The organism is Pantoea sp. X-Soil-OKNW-713, assembly GCF_059730685.1.
Map to the genome: position 1 here is coordinate 350,030 of NZ_AP035995.1, position 16,274 is coordinate 366,303.

Consider the following 16,274-nt stretch of genomic DNA (forward strand, 5'->3'; position numbering starts at 1 on the left):
CCGTTATGTCCTCATCATCACGCCCGGTTTTCCGCTCCCGTTTGTTGCCCTATCTGCTGGTACTGCCACAGCTGGTGATCACCGCCATCTTCTTTCTGTGGCCAGCCGGTGAAGCGCTGTGGTACTCACTGCAAAGCCTTGATCCCTTTGGTATCTCCAGCACTTTTGTTGGGCTGGATAACTTCAGACGGTTGTTCAGTGATGAGTACTACCTGGCCTCGTTCTGGACCACCATTGAATTCAGCGCGCTGGTCACGGTGTGCGGCATGTTGTTTTCCCTGCTGCTGGCGGCGCTGGTGGATTATGTGGTGCGGCTGAAAAAACTCTACCAAACCTTGCTGCTGCTGCCGTATGCAGTGGCCCCGGTGGTCGCGGCAGTGCTGTGGATGTTCCTGTTTAATCCCGGACTCGGCCTGTTCAGCCATCTCCTTAACCAGATCGGTTACAACTGGAACTACGCGCAAAACAGCGGCCAGGCGATGTTCCTGATCGTGCTGGCATCGATCTGGCAGCAGATGAGCTACAACTTCCTGTTTTTCTTTGCGGCGCTGCAATCGATCCCTAAATCGCTGGTGGAAGCAGCGGCGATTGACGGTGCCGGACCGGTACGGCGTTTCTTTAACCTGTCGCTGCCGTTGATCACCCCGGTGAGTTTCTTCCTGCTGGTGGTCAACCTGGTCTATGCCTTCTTCGACACCTTCCCGGTGATCGATGCCGCCACTGGCGGTGGGCCGGTACAGGCGACCACCACGCTTATCTACAAAATTTATCGCGAAGGATTTACCGGGCTGGATCTCTCCTCGTCGGCAGCGCAATCGGTGGTGCTGATGTTGCTGGTGATTGGTCTGACTATCCTGCAATTCCGCTTTGTCGAGCGTAAGGTGCAATACCAATGATTGAGAACCGACGCGGGCTGGATATCTTCAGCCACACGCTGCTGGTGCTGGGCGTACTGACGATCCTGTTTCCGCTGTATGTCGCCTTTGTCGCGGCAACGCTGGACAACAACGCGGTCTATCAGGTACCGATGACGCTGATCCCCGGCACCCACCTGTGGGACAACATCGCGCGCATCTGGACGCAGGGCGTTAACGGCAGTGGCCCGGCATTTGGCCTGATGCTGTTCAACAGCCTGGTGATGGCGCTGAGTATCACCGTGGGCAAAATCGCCGTCTCGATGCTGTCGGCATTTGCGCTGGTGTGGTTTCGCTTTCCGCTGCGCTCGCTGTTTTTCTGGCTGATTTTCATCACCCTGATGCTGCCGGTGGAAGTGCGAATCTTCCCGACGGTGGAGGTGATTGCGACACTGCATATGCTCGACAGCTACAGCGGTCTGACGTTGCCGCTGATGGCCTCGGCCACCGCCACCTTCCTGTTTCGCCAGTTCTTTATGTCGCTACCGGATGAGTTGATTGAAGCGGCACGCATCGACGGCGCCAGTCCACTGCGCTTCTTCTGGGACATCGTGTTGCCGCTGTCGAAAACCAATCTGGCCGCGCTGTTTGTCATTACCTTCATCTACGGCTGGAACCAGTATCTGTGGCCGCTGCTGATCATCAATGATGCCAGCCTCGGCACAGCCGTGGCCGGGGTGAGAAGTATGATCAATACCAGCGGCGGTCCGACGCAGTGGAATGAAGTGATGGCGGCAATGTTATTAACCCTGATCCCACCGGTGGTGGTGGTTTTAGTCATGCAGCGTGCCTTTGTGCGTGGCCTGGTGGAGAGTGAAAAATAAAATGGCAGGCGTAACCCTTCAGACCGTCACCAAATCGTATGACGGCAAAAATCAGATCATTCAGCCGCTGAATATCACCATCAACGATGGCGAGTTTATGGTGATGGTCGGGCCTTCCGGCTGCGGTAAATCCACGCTGCTGCGTATGGTGGCCGGGCTGGAGCGCGTCAGCTCTGGCGATATCTATATTGACGACCAACGTGTTACCGATTTGGAGCCGAAAGATCGTGGTATCGCGATGGTGTTCCAGAACTACGCGCTCTACCCACATATGACGGTAGAAGAGAACATGGCCTATGGCCTGAAAATCCGTGGTATGGGCAAAGAACAGATTCGCCAGCGCGTACTGGAAGCGGCGCGTAGCCTCGAACTGGATCATCTGCTGACCCGTCGCCCGCGTGAGTTATCCGGCGGTCAACGCCAGCGTGTGGCGATGGGGCGCGCCATCGTGCGTGAACCGGCGGTGTTCCTGTTTGATGAACCGTTGTCAAACCTTGATGCCCGCCTGCGCGTGCAGATGCGGCTGGAGCTGCAACAGCTGCACCGTCGTCTGCAAACCACCAGCCTGTACGTGACGCATGACCAGGTTGAGGCGATGACGCTGGCACAGCGCGTGATGGTAATGAACAAAGGCATTGTCGAGCAGGTGGGCACGCCGGTTGAGGTGTACGAACGCCCGGCCAGCCAGTTTGTCGCCGCTTTTATCGGCGCACCGGCGATGAACTTGCTGCCGGGGCAGATCAACAGCGACGGCACCCGTTTTACTCTCGATGCCCTGCATGCGCTGCCGCTGGCGGAAAGCAAGGCGAAGTGGGCCAATCGGCCACTGACGCTGGGCATTCGCCCTGAGCATATCCAGCTAACAAGCCGAGAGGCGGGGGGGATTCCGTTGGTGGTGGAGACACTGGAAATGCTCGGTGCTGATAATCTGGCGCATGGTCGTATCGGTGAGGCGCGATTGGTGGTACGTTTGCCGCACAGCGAACGCCCGCCGGCGGGCAGCAGCCTATGGCTGCATTTGCCGTCGGAGGCGTTACATTTCTTCGATTCAACTCATGGAAAGCGTCTGGAATGAGTAAGCACAACTGGCCGTATCCGCACATCGTCGCCCATCGTGGCGGCGGTAAACTGGCCCCGGAAAACACCCTCGCCGCCATTGATGTGGGGGCGCATTATCACCACCAAATGATTGAGTTTGACGCCAAACTCTCAGACGATCGCCAGATTTTCCTGCTGCACGATGACACCCTCGATCGCACCAGCAACGGCTGGGGCGTGGCGGGCGATTTGCCGTGGGATAAGCTGGCGCAACTGGATGCCGGTAGCTGGTTCAGCAACAAATTTGCCGGTGAGCCGCTGGCGCTGCTGAGTGACGTGGCCGCGCGCTGCCGTCAGCATCAGATGATGGCGAATATTGAGATCAAACCGACCACTGGCAAAGAGGTGGAGACGGGGCGCGATGTGGCGTTAGCCGCGCGTGAATTGTGGCAGGGGCAAACTGCGCCGCTGCTCTCTTCCTTCTCGTATCAGGCGCTGGAAGCCGCCATGCAGGCGGTGCCAGAGCTGCCGCGCGGCTTGCTGCTGGATAGCTGGCATGATGACTGGCAAGCGCTGACCTCAAGCCTGGATTGCGTCTCCATTCACCTCAACCACAAATTGCTGAATGCCGAGCGCACCGCGCAGTTGAAAGCGGCAGGTCTGCATATCCTGGTTTACACCGTGAATCAGCCCGAGCGGGCGCGCGAGCTGCTGGGGTGGGGCGTCGATGCGATCTGTACCGACTGCATCGACATTATTGGTCCCGACTTCCGTTAATTGGTCTTCTGCTGGCCCGGCTGCGTTTTGATGATGCGCTGCTGGGCGCTATCGCGATGTTCCTGCATTTTGCGCTGTAAATCCTGTTTCTGCTGTTGCTGATCCTGTTGCAGCTTCAGTTTCTCCTGCTGCTGCTGGATTTGCATCTGCGTCTGCATCCGTTGCTGGCTTGGGTTGTAGCCCGGTTTAAAGGGTTCGTTGGTGTTATTCAGCATATTCGCCATGCTGCTTAACGGCAGCAGGGCAGCGAAAACAATCAGCCATTTTTTCATGATCACTCCTCCATTGATGCCGCGGTGCTGTGTGTCTGGCGTAACCGCAGCAACCATAAGTTTATGCGATATTAAAAAGGGCCAATCCAGGAGTGCACCTAATTTGAGTTAGCTGCTAATCTTTTTCAGTGTTTGTAAACACTTGCGTCAATGTAAACAATTATAAACAACTGAAAAGGATGGTAGTGGCATGCGGATACAAGGCAGTGTACGCCAGCTCGGCTGGGCGTTGTTGATGAGTTTTACCGTGGTGCAGGGGGGACAGGCGGCACCAAACAGCGCACCTCCCGTCTCTTATGGCGTGGATAGCGATACCTTCCATCCGGTGAAGGCGAAACATGGCATGGTGGCCTCGGTGGATGCGACCGCCACTGACGTGGGCGTGGAGATTCTCAAACAGGGCGGCAATGCGGTGGATGCCGCGGTCGCGGTCGGCTTCGCGCTGGCGGTGACCCATCCACAGGCCGGAAACCTCGGTGGTGGCGGATTTATGTTGCTGCGTACCGCCTCCGGGCAGACCACCGCCATCGATTTCCGCGAAATGGCTCCGGCGCGTGCCTCGCGCGATATGTTCCTTGATAAACAAGGCAACGCCGACAGTAAGTTATCACTCACTTCCCATCTGGCATCGGGTACGCCAGGCACGGTGGCGGGTTTTGCGCTGGCCGCTCATAAATATGGCACGCTGCCGTTAAGCACCTTGCTGGCCCCGGCAATCAAACTGGCGCGGAACGGCATCATTGTTAACGATGCGCTGGCGGATGACCTCGCCACCTATGGCAAAGAAAACCTGATCAATCACGACAACAGCCGGGCCATTTTCTACAAAGCCGACGGCCAGCCTTATCAGAAGGGCGATCGTCTGGTGCAGAAAAACCTCGCGCATAGTCTGCAACTGATTGCGCAACAGGGGCCGGATGCCTTCTACAAAGGCAAAATTGCCGACGAAATCGCCGGTGAGATGGCACAACATGGTGGTCTGATTGGCAAAGCTGATTTGGCAGCCTATCGCGCCGTTGAGCGCAAACCGGTCAGCGGCAGCTATCGCGGCTATCAGGTCTTCTCAATGCCACCGCCGTCATCAGGCGGCATTCATATCATCGAAATCCTTAATATCCTGGAAAACTTCGATTTGGCGAAGATGGGCTTTGGTAGCGCCGATGCGATGCAGGTGATGGCCGAGGCAGAAAAATACGCCTATGCCGACCGCTCGGAATATCTCGGTGACCCGGATTTTGTGAAGGTGCCGCAGCAGGCGTTGACCAGCAAAGCTTACGCGAAATCGCTGGCGCAGCAGATTGATGTCAACAAGGCGCGCCCGTCGAGCGAAATCAAACCGGGCAAGCTGGAGCCGTACGAGAGCAATCAAACTACCCATTTCTCCGTGGTGGATAAGGACGGCAATGCGGTGGCGGTGACCTACACGCTGAATACCTACTTCGGTAGCGGCATTGTGGCCGGGCAGAGCGGTATCCTGATGAACAACGAGATGGATGACTTCTCCGCTAAACCGGGGACACCGAACGTCTATGGTCTGGTTGGTGGTGAAGCCAATGCGGTACAACCTGCCAAGCGTCCACTGTCGTCGATGTCACCGACCATTGTGGTGAAGGATGGCAAAACCTGGCTGGTGACCGGTAGCCCTGGCGGCAGCCGCATTATCACCACGGTGTTGCAGATGGTGGTCAACAGCATCGATTTTGGTATGAATGTGGCCGAGGCGACCAATGCGCCACGTTTCCATCATCAGTGGCTGCCGGATCAGCTGCGTGTGGAGAAGGGCTTTAGCCCGGATACCTTGCGTTTGCTGGAGAGCAAAGGTCAGCATGTGAAGGTGCTCCCGGCGATGGGCAGTACCCAGAGCATTATGATTGGGCCGGATGGCACGCGTTATGGTGCATCCGATCCGCGTTCGGTGGATGATTTAAGCGCGGGTTATTAATGATTTTTGCGTGATAAATCACGCCGCTACAGCCATCTTTGGTCTGTAGCGGCGCGATTCATCGCGCGGTTTTTAGCTTTACACTTTCAACCGCGCCATATAATGGGTATCCACCAGCGCGCCGTTCCGCATCGCATAACGGCGCGCGGTGCCCTCAATCTCAAACCCAAACTTCTGATACAACCCAATCGCGGCTTTATTGTCGGCAAACACCGTCAGCTCAATGCGCGTCACCTGCAACCAGTTGTCGCACAGGTCCACCATCGCCGCCATCAACGCGGAACCGACGCCACGGCGGTGAAACGCCGGATCAACCCCCATCCCGATAGTCGCGGTATGACGACGGCGCATTGCCTCCAGCACGCTGACGGTGAGTTGTCCCACCACTTGTCCATCAATGCACGCCACCAGTCGTTGCTCACCCGGACGAATGTTTTGCAGTCGCTCCTGCCACAGCGCAGGCGATTGCAAGGGTAGATGCAGGGTATCCGCCTGGGTTTCAGCGTGACTGTAAAGCTGAAACAGTACGGCGGCGTCATCAGGCGTAGTGTGACGGACAGTGATCAGACTCATGGTGCGGCTCCTTATGCAAAATGAAAAAATCCCCTTTAACATCAAGGATTTTTTATCGCTGGTCAACTGAAAATAATTCTCAAAAGGACTTTACAGACGCGAATGATAATGATTATTATTGCGATGCGGTCCCGGGACGTCCTCCTGACAAACCGGGAAAGCACGACATTGCTCACATTGCTTCCAGTGTTTCTTAGCCAGCTCGGGTGCTGGCTTTTTTTTTGTCTTTTTCTCCGACATTTGGCAACGATCCCGCTTCCCGCGCCCTGTTTACAATCGCATGACAATTTAATGATAGACTCAGCGTATCTCTGACCTCAGGCGCTTACGATGAAGAAAAAAAGACCGGTACTACAGGACGTTGCCGATCGCGTCGGCATCACCAAAATGACCGTCAGCCGCTACCTGCGTAATCCAGAGCAGGTCTCCGCTGCGCTGCGTGACAAAATCGCCATTGCGCTGGACGAGTTGGGTTATATCCCCAATCGTGCGCCCGATATGCTGTCAAACGCCACCAGCCGGGCGATTGGGGTGCTGCTGCCTTCGCTGACCAACCAGGTATTTGCTGACGTGCTGCGCGGGATTGAAACCGTCACCGATGAGGCGGGGTATCAGACGCTGGTGGGGCACTTCGGCTATAACGCACAGAAAGAGGAATTGCAGCTGCGTTCGCTGCTGGGCTGGAACATCGATGGGGTGATCCTGACGGAACGCACCCATACGCCGGGTACGCTGCGTATGCTCGAAGTGGCAGGCATCCCGGTAATCGAAATGATGGACTCGGTTTCACCTTGCCTCGATATGGCTGTGGGCTTTAACAACGTCGAAGCGGCGCGTCAGATGACCCATGCTATCCTGAAAAAAGGCCATCGCCACACCGTCTACCTCGGTGCGCGCCTTGATGAACGTACCCTCCAGAAACAGCAGGGCTACGAGCAGGCGATGCGTGAAGCCGGGTTAACACCGCACAGCGTGATGATGGAAGATGCCTCGTCCTTCAGCGCCGGAGCCTTGTTGCTGCGTGAGGCGCAACGATGCTATCCGCAAACCGACAGCTTGTTCTGTACCAACGATGACCTTGCAGTCGGGGCGATGTTCGAATGCCAACGTCAGGGATTGCGCGTCCCGGAGCAAATGGCGATTGCCGGTTTCCACGGTCACGATATCACCCAGGTGGTTAACCCGCGTCTCGCGACGGTGCTGACCCCGCGCGAACGCATGGGACGGGAATCGGCGGCGATGCTGCTGGCGCGAATTGGCGGCGATCGTTCCGTCACCGTGCCACTGGATGTCGGGTTTGAAATTGCCGAGGGCGGCAGCATCTGATTCTGGCGATTTTTTGAGTCAGTTCACACTTTCGTGCTTTTCCCGGTAAAAGGGTTGCCAGCCTGTGACCGGGTACCGACAATGATGATCGAATTTGTTATCGGTAACATTGGCAGATTAACTGCCGGAGCGCAAAACAATGACAACGCCATCCCCGTCGCACCATGTTTTTATCCTGATGGGTGTGTCCGGCAGCGGAAAGTCTGCCGTCGCCAATCAGGTTTCACACCAACTCAACACCGCCTTCCTCGACGGTGATTTCCTGCATCCGCGCAGCAACATTATGAAAATGGCCGAAGGTCATCCGCTGGATGACAACGATCGTCGTCCGTGGTTGCAGGCGCTGAACGATGCCGCTTTTGCCATGCAACGTACCCAGGAAGTCTCCATCATTGTCTGCTCGGCACTGAAAAAGTCCTACCGCGACATCCTGCGTCAGGGCAACCACAACCTGAAATTTGTCTATTTGAAAGGCGATTTCGAAACCATCGAATCCCGCCTGAAAGCCCGCAAAGGCCACTTCTTCAAACCACAGATGCTGGTGACGCAGTTTGCCACGCTGGAAGAACCCGGCGCGAACGAACCCGATGTACTGGTGGTTGATATTAATCATTCACTGGATGAGGTAGTTGCGGCCACGGTTGCGACCATCAAGGGAGCAATCAACAAGGGTTAGTCATGAGTACCGCAACGCTGGTGTTAACCGCAGCAGGCTCTGTCCTGCTGCTGCTGTTTTTGGTGATGAAAGCGCGTATGCACGCCTTTGTCGCCCTGATGTTAGTCTCCATTGGTGCCGGGTTGTTCTCCGGTATGCCGCTCGACAAAATTGCTGACACCATGCAGAAAGGCATGGGCGGTACGCTCGGTTTCCTGGCGATTGTGGTGGCGCTGGGCGCGATGTTCGGCAAAATCCTGCATGAAACCGGCGCGGTCGATCAGATTGCTATCCGCATGCTGAAAACCTTCGGGGAAAGCCGCGCGCATTACGCGATGGGCATTGCCGGGTTAATCTGCGCGCTGCCGCTGTTTTTTGAGGTGGCGGTGGTGTTGCTGATCAGCATCGCATTTGCCGTGGCGCGCCGCACCGGCGATAACCTGGTGAAACTGGTGATCCCGTTGTTTGCCGGGGTCGCTGCTTCCGCAGCGTTTCTGCTGCCGGGACCGGCTCCGATGTTGCTGGCGTCACAAATGCACGCTGATTTTGGCTGGATGATTTTGCTGGGCCTGTGCGCAGCGATCCCTGGCATGATTATCGCCGGACCGCTGTTTGGCAACCTGATTGCTAAACGCGTCACCTTCAGCGCCCCGCCGGAAGACAATCAACCGGATGTGGAAGAGGGCAAACTGCCGTCGTTTCGCTTCAGTCTGGCGCTGATCCTGTTCCCGCTGCTGTTGGTGGGGCTGAAAACCATCGGTGCGCGCTTCACTACGCCGGATTCACGTCTGTATGAGTGGCTGGAGTTTATTGGTCACCCCTTCACCGCGATTCTGCTGGCCTGTCTGGTGGCGATTTATGGCCTGGCGTACCGTCAGGGAATGGATAAAGAGAAGGTGATGCAGGTCTGCGGCAGCGCGCTGCAACCGGCGGGGATTATCCTGCTGGTGATCGGTGCGGGTGGGGTGTTTAAACAGGTGCTGGTGGATTCCGGCGTCGGTCCGGTACTGGGCCACGCGTTGATTGGCGCGGGTCTGCCGATTGCGCTGGCTTGTTTTATCCTCTCCGGTGCGGTGCGGGTGATTCAGGGTTCAGCCACGGTCGCCTGCCTGACGACGGTTGGCCTGGTGATGCCGGTGATCGAACCGCTGCACTACAGCGGCGCGCAACTGGCGGCGCTGTCGATTTGTATCGGCGGTGGCTCCATCATAATCAGCCACGTCAATGACGCTGGTTTCTGGCTGTTTGGCCGCTTTACCGGCGCGACGGAAGGTGAAACCCTGAAAACCTGGACGCTGATGGAAACTATCCTCGGCACCACCGGGGCGATTGTCGGGATGATTGCTTTTACCTTATTGTCATAACAACCCAGCGCAATAAATTGCGCCGCTACCAGCCGCAGAGGTCGGTAGCGGCGCGATTTATCGCGCGGTTTTTTCCCGCATCGCGCACGGAACTGCGCCGCTACCAGTCGCAAAGGTCGGTAGCGGCGCGATTTATCGCGCGGGTTTACTCATCATCCCTGTCGTCATCCGGCTGTTCCAGCACCGTGTAGGCTACGGCGCAGAACAGCGAATTCAGACGCTTCATATCTCCCAGTAATCCCAGATGCAGCGAGCTGGTTTCGATACTTTGCACGTTCTGGCGATGCAGACGCTCAACATGGGCATGGGAAAAACGTCGAATCAGAATACGGAAACGATGTTTGGAACGGCGCAGACGTTTGGCGCTGGCGACATCGTGGGATAAAAACACCGACAGGCTCAGGCGCAGGTTATTCAGCAACTGCTCCTGCAATGTCTCCAGCTCCTCCAGCCCCTCCGGTGAGAAGGCACGGCGTGCGGCCAGCGCTTTATCGGCCACATCAGCGCTCATGCGTTCGATAATGTCGCCCGCCTGTTCCAGGTTAAGCGCCATTTCGATGATCTCCGCCCAGCGGCGCGAATCCTCTTCCGCCAGATCTTCCTTTTGCATACGTGCCAGATAGAGTTTGATGGCGGTGTACAACACATCAACATCATCATCCAGCCGTCGCACCGCGCGTTCCTCACGTAGCTCGCCGTGCACCACCTTGCTGAAGGTTTCGACCATCTGCTCAACCACATCGCCAATGCGTAACGTCTCACGCGCCGCATTGACCAGCGCCAGCGCGGGGGTATCCAGCGCGCTGCTGTCGAGGTGTTTCGGTTTCAGCACGGTGTCAGTTTCTGCGTCATCGCTAATCATCCGGCGGCACAGGCGCGCCATCGGATCGGCGAAGGGGACCATCACGATGCAGCGGATCAGGTTGTAGAACACATGGAAGAAAATGACCAACTCTTCGTCGTTAACTGGCAGCTTATCCAATACGTCTGCCACGGTATTAACGAACGGCAAAATCACGATGCTACCGATAAGTTTAAACAGCAGGCTGCCAAGTGCGACACGTTTGCCGGCGGCATTGGAGCCGCTGGCGTTAATCATCGCCAGCAGGCCGCTGCCAAGATTGGCACCAATCACCAGACAAAGCGCGACTTTGAAGGAGATCACCCCGGTGGCGGTCAGGGTGGCGGTAATCAACACCGCCGCCAGACTGGAATAACTGATGATGGCGAACACCGCGCCAATCAGGGCATCCAGCATCACATCACCGGTCAGCGTGGAAAAGATGACCTGTACGCCCGCTGCCTGGGTAATCGGGCGCGCGGCGGCGACAATCAGTTGCAGCGCCAGCAGGATCAGACCGAGGCCGATGCTGGCTCGTCCCAGTTGACCGAGACGGGTTTGTTTTCGACCGAGGAAAAAGATCACGCCAAACAGGATAAACAGCGGCGACAACCACGAAAGATCGAAGGTCAGGATACGTGCCATGACGGCCGTACCGACGTCAGCACCCAGCACCACCACCAGGGCGGGTGTCAGGCTGACAAGATTCTGCGCGACGAATGAGGTGACCAGCATGGTGGTGGCGTTGCTGCTTTGCACCAACGCGGTGACGCCAATCCCGGCGAGAAACGCCATCGGTTTTTTCTCGACGCTGCGGCTAAGTACCCGACGCAGATCGGCACCATACACACGCATAATGCCGGTACGAACAATATGTGTGCCCCACACCAACAGGGCCACGGCAGATAACAGGTTTAACAGGGTTAACACGTAAGCTGGCTCCTTTACCGTCAGGCTTTAAAGCAGGTTGCCAGCCTGACGGAGAGCGCAACCTGTACAAGATATCGTCACGTTGCGTTGCTAATTTTTCCTGTAATTTAAGCGACCTGGCGCAACGTCGACATCTCTAACTGTAGCCCAATCTGCATCCCGGCGGGGTGTAAATCTGCCACGCTACGGTTCAGAACATCGACCGAAAGTTCCACATTGTGCGCCAGCACACGATAACGGATCACGTTACCCAGCAGGCTGTGGCTGATAATGGTGGCCGCAATACCTGACTCTGGCGGACCCATCAGAATCGATTCCGGGCGAATCGCCACCTGACCGGTGAACGTCTGGCCGGTTAACTGCGTTGCCTGCTCGGCACTCAACAGGTTGTAGTTACCGATAAACCCGGCGGCAAACAGATCGGCCGGTTGAGTATATAGCGCTTCGGCATTGCCGTTTTGCACGATTTTTCCACGATTCATCAACACGATGCGATCTGACAGTGTCAGTGCTTCTTCCTGGTCGTGCGTCACGAAGATGGTGGTGAGCTTCAGTTCCTGCTGGATATTGCGGATTTGCTCGCGCAGATGGCGGCGAATACGGGCATCAAGCGCCGACAGCGGTTCATCCAGCAGCAGCAGACGTGGACGCGTCACCAGCGAACGTGCCAGCGCCACGCGCTGGCACTGGCCGCCTGACAGTTGGTGGGGATAGCGGCGGGCGAAGTCGGTCAGTTCCACCAGCGCCAGCGCTTCCATCACCCGGCTTTGGATTTCACTTGCCGCCAGTTTTTGCATCTTCAGGCCGAAGGCGACGTTCTTTTCTACCGTCATATTCGGGAACAGGGCATAGCTCTGAAACACCATGCCGATGGTACGTTTCTGCGGCGGCAACGGCACGATATCCTGGCCCTGCAACAGAATTTGCCCGCTGTCGACCGAGGTCAGCCCGGCGATGCAGCGCAGCAGCGTTGATTTACCACAGCCGCTTGGACCGAGCAGAGTGACGAACTCGCCCTCGTCGGCGCTGAAATCGATATTTTCGAAAATGGTGGTCGGGCCGTAGCTTTTATTCAGCTTTGTAACGTTCAGGTAACTCATGGTCAGCCTCGTTCAGGATTGAGGGCATTCGCCAGCCAGGTGACCAGCAGGACGACAACAAAATAGGAGATCACCAGCGCGCTGGTGAAATGGCCGCTGCCGTTGCGCATGTTGTAGAGGTAAACCTGCAAGGTTTCATAGCGGGTGCCGACCAGCAGGTTAGCGAATACAAACTCACCTATCAGGAAAGAGAAGGAGAGCAGCACGGCGATAAACACCCCTTTGCGCAGGTTCGGCAGCACCACAAACAGCGCTGCCTGCCAGGTGCTGGCGCCCAGCAGATGCGCGGCATCAATCAACTCTTTCAGGTTGATGGCCTGCATATTGTTGGAGATGGCACGATAGATAAACGGCAGCGCGATGGTGAAATAACAGCCAATCAGAATCCACGGCGTGCCGGTGAGCATCAGCGGTGATGAGGAGTAAAGCTGCAACAAGCCGACCGATGACACTACTGGCGGTACGGCGAACGGCATCAGAATCAGCACGTTCATAACCGAGTCCAGCTTCGGAAAGTAGTAAGCGATCACAAACATCGCAGGCAGCACCAGCACTAACGAGAACAACAACGCACCAAAGCAAATCAACAGCGAATGGCCGAGCGCCGTCAGGAAACGACTGTCGCTCCACAGTTCAAAGAACCATTTCAGCGTGTAGCCCTGCGGCAGAATGGTGTTGCTCCAGTCGGAGGAGAGCGCATACAACAGCGTTGCCAGCAGCGGAGCCGCCAGAATCACCAGCAGCAGCCAGACAATCAGGCGATGGTAAAGTTTTTCGACGCGAGACATGGGCCGCTCCTCAGGACGGTTTGGCGTTGAGATAACTGCGGCGCACCAGATACTGCTGCACCACGGTAATCACCGCCATCAACAGCACCAACAGCATCGCCAGCGCGCCGCCGGTATTAGGATCCAGCGAAATATCACCCGATACCAGGGCGGCGATACGTACCGGCACCACGTTAAAGTTGCCAGTGGTGAGCGCATAAATGGTGGCGTAAGCGCCAAGGGCGTTGGCGAGCAGAATCACGAAGGTGCCGAGCAGGGCCGGGAACAAAATCGGTAGCCCGATATGCCACCAGTAGCGCCAGCGGCTGGCACCGAGCAACGCGGCGGATTCCTGCCAGTCCTGACGCAAGCCATCAAAAGCCGGGTAGAGCAGCAGAATGCCGAGCGGGATCTGGAACCAGGTGTAGACAATCACCATGCCGTCGCGCGAGAACAGTTTGAAGCTTTCCAGCAAATTGTAATGGCGCAGCAGCAACGTCAGGCAGCCGTTCAGTCCGAGTAAAATGACAAAGGCAAACGCCAGCGGCACGCCGGCGAAGTTGCTGGTCATATTGGTAAACGACATCAAAAAGCGCTGAAAGCGTCCACTGCCCATCTGATGCAGCGAGTATCCGGCGACCAGCGCGATTAACAGGCCATAAATGCTCGACCAGATCGAGATATCCAGAGACAGGCGAAAAGCCTGTAAATAGAACGGCGAGGTCAGGATATCGCTGTAGTTATCCAGTCCCCAGCTTTCGTTCATGTCGCTCCAGAAGCTGTTGATGGCGATCCACAGCAAAGGGGCGAGCTGGAATGCCACCCAGAACAGGGCGAACGGCAGCAACAGCAGTAGCGCCAGGCCCTTACCCTTCATGACGCGGCTCCGCCAGCAGGTCACGGCATACCGGTTTATCATGCTCGACGCCCAACAGGGTGCAGACGATGCCGCACAACTCGGTCTGTTGTGGTTGCAGATCCGGCTGTTTTGAGAAGCCTTCACCAAACACAAACAGCGGCACGTTGGTTTCCTCCGGCAGAATCCCGCCGTGAGAGCGATCGTCGTTCATGCCGTGGTCGGCGGTGACAATCACCTGGTAACCGGCAGCCAACCAGCCTGGCATCCAGTGCGACAGATAACCATCCGCCATGCGCGCACGGTTGCGATACTGTGGTGACGACAGGCTATGTTTGTGCCCGGCATCGTCAATATTCATCGGGTGGATCAGCATAAAGTCCGGGTCGTGGCGCAGACGCAGGCTTTCGGCATCTTCAAACAGGTGGGAATCCGGGTAGCCGTCGTCCCAGTAAAAGTGCCCATATTGAATGGGCAGGTCAGGCGCGACCGTATGCCGGTCGCGCGCTGCGTTAAACGGGGTCTGATTATACAGCTCACTCACCCAGTGGTACGCCGCAGCCGCAGTGGTTAAACCGGCGGCGCGGGCATAATGGAAGATGCTGCGCTCTTTGCTCAACCGACTGACGCCATTATGAATGATGCCGCTACGCACCGGCGGGATGCCGGTGAGAATACATTCGTACAGCGGCCGCGACAGTGACGGCAACTCGCAGGTCAGGGTGTAATATTGGCCATTGCCCTGCGCGCATTCGGCAAACAGGTAACCCATTGCGTGCTGTGCCACCTGATTGCTCAGCCCATCCAGTACCACCAGGATTGTTTTCATCCCCTTCTCCTTACTGCTGCATATTGATGATCACGTTCTCCTGCCACAGACGCGGCAGTGCTTTTGACGATTTATCCCAGGCAGCCTGGTCTTTGATCGGTCGGGCATTTTTGTACTCAGATTCCGGCAGCAGTTTGGCCTGCACGTCAGCTGGCAGCGTGAGGTATTTGGCACGAATCGGGCGTGCATAACCTTTTGCCAGGTTAGTCTGGCCGGCATCAGAGAAGATATATTCGCGCGCCAGTTTGGCGGCGTTCGGGTGTTTGGCGTATTTGTTGATGATGGTGGTGTAGCCAGACGTCACAGAACCGTCGGATGGGATCACCACTTCATAGCGGTTTTTGTCGATCTGATCGCGGTAGTTCAGACCGTTGAAGTCCCACACCACAGCAACCTGGATTTCGCCTTTCTCAATGTTGGCAATCACCGGATCGGTCACGCCGAGACGGCTCTGTTTGGCGAGGTCAGCAAAGAAGTTCAGTGCCGGTTTCAGGTTCTTCTCGTCACCGCCCAGCGCGTAGTTAGCCGCCAGAACACCGTTGGCAGCCTGAGCAGCCACACCGACGTCACCGATAGTGACCACATACTTACCTTTTTTCAGATCGGCCCAGCTATGCGGGACATCTTTCACCTGCTGCTTGTCGACGAGGAACGCGATGGTGCCGGTATAGGCCAGCATCCAGTTGCCTTCTTTATCTTTCGCCCAGTCCGGCACCTGATCCCAGTGCGTCGGCTTGTAGGGCTGTGCCAGACCTTTCGCTACCGCGACCGGGCCAAAAGCGGCACCCACGTCACCGATATCGGCGCTGGCATTCTCTTTTTCTGCGGCAAATTTAGCCAGCTCCTGCGCCGATGACATATCGGTATCGCTGTGCTTCAGGCCATATTTGCTACTGATGTCATTCCAGGTATCTTTCCAGTTGGCCCAGCTATCTGGCATACCGACGCTGTTGATTTGACCTTCACTGCGCGCGGCTTTTTCCAACGCGGCGAGGTCGTTGTCGGCGGCTTGCGCGGCTGGCAACGCAAGCAGTACGGCACTGGCTACTACAGAGGCGATTAACGCTTTCATCTCAGTTGCTCCCGGTGTAAGTTGAGGGACATCTTGGTCTAGTCCAGCAAGAACCGAGCCAATTTAGCTGTTGCAGATGAAGGTTTTATGACTAAGGCGGTAAAATGTGGTGTAGAGCGCCGATCCACACAGATGTTCGGAAGGCATTGAGGCCAGGTTTACGTTGTCATTAGAATGTCATCGAACTGTCATAG

Annotated in this window: 16 protein-coding genes; 8 read left to right on the forward strand and 8 right to left on the reverse strand. The window is 56.6% G+C overall.

Features of this window, described 5'->3' with window-relative positions; translation table 11 throughout:
* The first annotated feature begins 5 nt into the window (after window positions 1-5).
* The 4 genes from ugpA to ugpQ are packed head-to-tail and all read left to right on the forward strand — an operon-like array spanning window position 6 to window position 3,553.
* On the forward strand, window positions 6-896 hold the full coding sequence (ugpA, locus tag AC6I8R_RS01560) for a sn-glycerol-3-phosphate ABC transporter permease UgpA (protein WP_021184056.1): 891 nt from the start codon (window positions 6-8) through the stop codon (window positions 894-896).
* Window positions 893-1,738: a sn-glycerol-3-phosphate ABC transporter permease UgpE gene (gene ugpE, locus AC6I8R_RS01565; protein WP_021184057.1), complete on the forward strand. Its 846-nt coding sequence runs from the start codon at window positions 893-895 to the stop codon at window positions 1,736-1,738. The genes ugpA and ugpE overlap by 4 nt, the downstream gene beginning before the upstream one ends.
* Window position 1,739: 1 nt before the next feature.
* On the forward strand, window positions 1,740-2,813 hold the full coding sequence (locus AC6I8R_RS01570; RefSeq protein ID WP_208724595.1) for a sn-glycerol-3-phosphate import ATP-binding protein UgpC: 1,074 nt from the start codon (window positions 1,740-1,742) through the stop codon (window positions 2,811-2,813).
* Complete coding sequence (gene ugpQ / locus AC6I8R_RS01575; protein ID WP_415173308.1) at window positions 2,810-3,553, forward strand: glycerophosphodiester phosphodiesterase; 744 nt, start codon at window positions 2,810-2,812, stop codon at window positions 3,551-3,553. Before AC6I8R_RS01570 ends, ugpQ begins: the two co-directional genes overlap by 4 nt.
* Here the strand turns inward: ugpQ and AC6I8R_RS01580 are convergent.
* Complete coding sequence (locus AC6I8R_RS01580; protein WP_021184060.1) at window positions 3,550-3,825, reverse strand: DUF2756 domain-containing protein; 276 nt, start codon at window positions 3,823-3,825, stop codon at window positions 3,550-3,552. The two genes, ugpQ and AC6I8R_RS01580, sit on opposite strands and share 4 nt — an antisense overlap.
* A 190-nt stretch (window positions 3,826-4,015) precedes the next feature.
* Here AC6I8R_RS01580 and ggt point away from each other — a divergent pair, with 190 nt between their 5' ends.
* The gene (gene ggt / locus AC6I8R_RS01585; RefSeq protein WP_021184061.1) at window positions 4,016-5,767 is read left to right on the forward strand and encodes a gamma-glutamyltransferase; all 1,752 of its coding nucleotides are present in this window, start codon (window positions 4,016-4,018) and stop codon (window positions 5,765-5,767) included.
* Between the two features lie 78 nt (window positions 5,768-5,845).
* On the opposite strand, the gene AC6I8R_RS01590 is transcribed toward ggt, so the two are convergent.
* The gene (locus AC6I8R_RS01590) at window positions 5,846-6,340 is read right to left on the reverse strand and encodes a GNAT family N-acetyltransferase (RefSeq protein WP_497831833.1); all 495 of its coding nucleotides are present in this window, start codon (window positions 6,338-6,340) and stop codon (window positions 5,846-5,848) included.
* A gap of 330 nt (window positions 6,341-6,670) precedes the next feature.
* On the opposite strand from AC6I8R_RS01590, the gene gntR reads away from it, so the two are divergent.
* The 3 genes from gntR (at window position 6,671) to gntU (ending at window position 9,685) form a co-directional block, all read left to right on the forward strand.
* Window positions 6,671-7,666 carry a gluconate operon transcriptional repressor GntR gene (gene gntR / locus AC6I8R_RS01595; protein ID WP_021184063.1) on the forward strand — a complete coding sequence of 332 codons (996 nt, stop codon included), beginning with the start codon at window positions 6,671-6,673 and terminating at the stop codon, window positions 7,664-7,666.
* Window positions 7,667-7,805: 139 nt separating this feature from the next.
* Window positions 7,806-8,342, forward strand: coding sequence for a gluconokinase (gene gntK / locus AC6I8R_RS01600; RefSeq protein ID WP_021184064.1), 537 nt, complete (start codon window positions 7,806-7,808; stop codon window positions 8,340-8,342).
* A gap of 2 nt (window positions 8,343-8,344) precedes the next feature.
* A complete protein-coding gene (gntU, locus tag AC6I8R_RS01605) occupies window positions 8,345-9,685 on the forward strand; it encodes a gluconate transporter (protein ID WP_415173307.1) in 1,341 nt (446 codons plus the stop codon).
* 145 nt (window positions 9,686-9,830) lie between these two features.
* On the opposite strand, the gene AC6I8R_RS01610 is transcribed toward gntU, so the two are convergent.
* From AC6I8R_RS01610 to AC6I8R_RS01635, 6 genes are all read right to left on the reverse strand, one after another.
* Complete coding sequence (locus tag AC6I8R_RS01610; RefSeq protein WP_021184067.1) at window positions 9,831-11,456, reverse strand: Na/Pi cotransporter family protein; 1,626 nt, start codon at window positions 11,454-11,456, stop codon at window positions 9,831-9,833.
* A 107-nt stretch (window positions 11,457-11,563) separates the two neighbouring features.
* On the reverse strand, window positions 11,564-12,556 hold the full coding sequence (locus tag AC6I8R_RS01615) for an ABC transporter ATP-binding protein (protein WP_497831834.1): 993 nt from the start codon (window positions 12,554-12,556) through the stop codon (window positions 11,564-11,566).
* A gap of 2 nt (window positions 12,557-12,558) precedes the next feature.
* Entirely contained in the window at window positions 12,559-13,344 is a 786-nt protein-coding gene (locus AC6I8R_RS01620) for an ABC transporter permease (RefSeq protein ID WP_021184069.1), read from the reverse strand.
* A gap of 10 nt (window positions 13,345-13,354) precedes the next feature.
* A complete protein-coding gene (locus AC6I8R_RS01625) occupies window positions 13,355-14,200 on the reverse strand; it encodes an ABC transporter permease (protein ID WP_021184070.1) in 846 nt (281 codons plus the stop codon).
* A complete protein-coding gene (locus tag AC6I8R_RS01630) occupies window positions 14,190-15,008 on the reverse strand; it encodes an alkaline phosphatase family protein (protein WP_021184071.1) in 819 nt (272 codons plus the stop codon). The genes AC6I8R_RS01625 and AC6I8R_RS01630 overlap by 11 nt, the downstream gene beginning before the upstream one ends.
* Window positions 15,009-15,018: 10 nt before the next feature.
* Window positions 15,019-16,080 (reverse strand): ABC transporter substrate-binding protein, encoded by a 1,062-nt coding sequence (locus tag AC6I8R_RS01635; RefSeq protein ID WP_021184072.1) that lies wholly within the window; start codon window positions 16,078-16,080, stop codon window positions 15,019-15,021.
* Window positions 16,081-16,274: the final 194 nt, after the last annotated feature.